This is a genomic window from Caballeronia sp. (assembly GCF_049581465.1).
Lineage (GTDB): Bacteria > Pseudomonadota > Gammaproteobacteria > Burkholderiales > Burkholderiaceae > Caballeronia.
In genome coordinates this window covers 1-1,715 of the sequence record NZ_JBAUSA010001258.1, presented here as the reverse complement: position 1 = coordinate 1,715, position 1,715 = coordinate 1, and the positions used below count along the sequence as shown (strand labels likewise).

At 57.3% G+C, this 1,715-nt stretch carries 2 protein-coding genes; both read left to right on the top strand.

The genetic code is table 11. From position 1 onward, the window contains the following. Positions 1–1,126, top strand: a 1,126-nt coding sequence (locus WCA53_RS30555) for a sigma-54 interaction domain-containing protein (protein WP_423920254.1), incomplete at its 5' end; no start/stop codon positions are given. A gap of 362 nt (positions 1,127–1,488) precedes the next feature. Continuing rightward, positions 1,489–1,715, top strand: a 227-nt coding sequence (locus WCA53_RS30550) for a hypothetical protein (RefSeq protein ID WP_423920251.1), incomplete at its 3' end; no start/stop codon positions are given.

The window sequence follows — 1,715 nt, the reverse complement described above, 5'->3', positions numbered from 1 at the left end:
CGATTACGTCACGCTTCCCACTTCGGACGATCGTATCGTCAATGCCGTGGGTCACGCTTATGGCATGGCTTCTCTGCACGAGCATGCGTCGGACGCCCCGCATACAGGGGGCGCCGAAGGCGGGATGTTCGGCTCGTGCGAGGCCATGCTCGGGTTGTTTAGCTCCATCCGAAAGGTCGCCACGACCGACGCGCCCGTCTTTATCTCCGGCGAATCCGGCACGGGTAAGGAACTCACTGCGGTCGCGATTCACGAACGTTCGGCACGGCGCGAACAGCCGTTCGTCGCGATCAATTGCGGCGCCATTCCTGCGCCCCTGTTGCAATCGGAACTGTTCGGCTATGAGCGCGGTGCGTTTACGGGCGCGAATCAACGCAAAATCGGCCGGGTGGAGGCGGCGAACGGCGGCACGCTGTTCCTCGATGAGATCGGCGACTTACCGCTCGAAAGCCAGGCAAGCCTCCTGCGTTTCCTGCAGGAGCGCAAGATTGAACGGCTCGGTGGGCATGGGTCCACGCCGGTGGATGTACGCATCATTTCTGCGACTCACGTAGATATGGATAGCGCGATGATGGATGGCCGCTTCCGCGCCGATCTGTATCACCGTTTGTGCGTGCTGCAACTTGACGAGCCACCGCTGCGTGCGCGGGGCACCGACGTCGAGTTGCTCGCGAAGCAGATACTCGATCGCTTCAAAAAGGATACGAGCCGGCGTCTGCGTGGCTTTGCGCCCGATGCGACTGCCGCGATTTACAACTATGGATGGCCGGGCAATGTGCGCGAGTTGATCAATCGCGTGCGGCGCGCGATTGTGATGTCGGAGAGCCGGCAGATCACGGCCAGCGATCTTGAGCTGAGTGACTATGTAGAAGTTGAGCCAATCTCACTCGCCGAGGCTCGGCAGGCGGCGGAGCGACACGCCATCGAACTCGCGCTGCTGCGTAACCGGGGACGTCTAAGCGATGCTGCCCGAGAACTGGAGATATCTCGCGTTACACTCTACCGATTACTTCGCACACACGGGCTGCGAACGTCTGCAATCGAACCGACAATCCCGGAAGAGAGACGCTTCGCGGATCGTAGTTTTTTTGACGGGTTGCGCGGACAACGCCGATTTATCGGCTAATGGCATCGAAGGTGCGTCCCAACTGAGGACGCAACCGGAGGCGCGCACGACGGTCATGTCACATCGTATTTCTATAGCTCAGCAATTTGGGCGCGCAAACGATAGAAGAGGAACCAAGTGGTAAATGTCGCCGATTCCAAGCGCGCGGTCCGTTTGATGAAGTGTCGCTTGGCGGCCAACCTCGTCTCCATGCAGCGCCCGGTTTTCAAATCCCCCTCACTGTATTCCGGTCGGCACTAGGCGCCCACCGGAATATCCTGTAATCTTTGGTTACGATTAGAAATGTTGCGTAACAATTTGATGCAAGTCACATCGCATCTCGAGCGATAGACGCATGGTCTGTCCGAAAACGAACGTTCGCGATGGGACTTGCCATGATTGGTAAGGAATGCGATGTATTGAACGGACAATTCGAATTGCAAATAAGAGGCCCGACATTCGGACTGACTAAAGTTGCGAATCGGAACGCCGTCCCTTATGACAAGGTTGCTGGCAGCGACTCTTACAATTGCCGCGGGCGCCTCCGTGCTAGCGCCTTTCATGAAAATGAAAATAAATCGTGGTCGATAATGTCGCTTTCTGAAGTTTG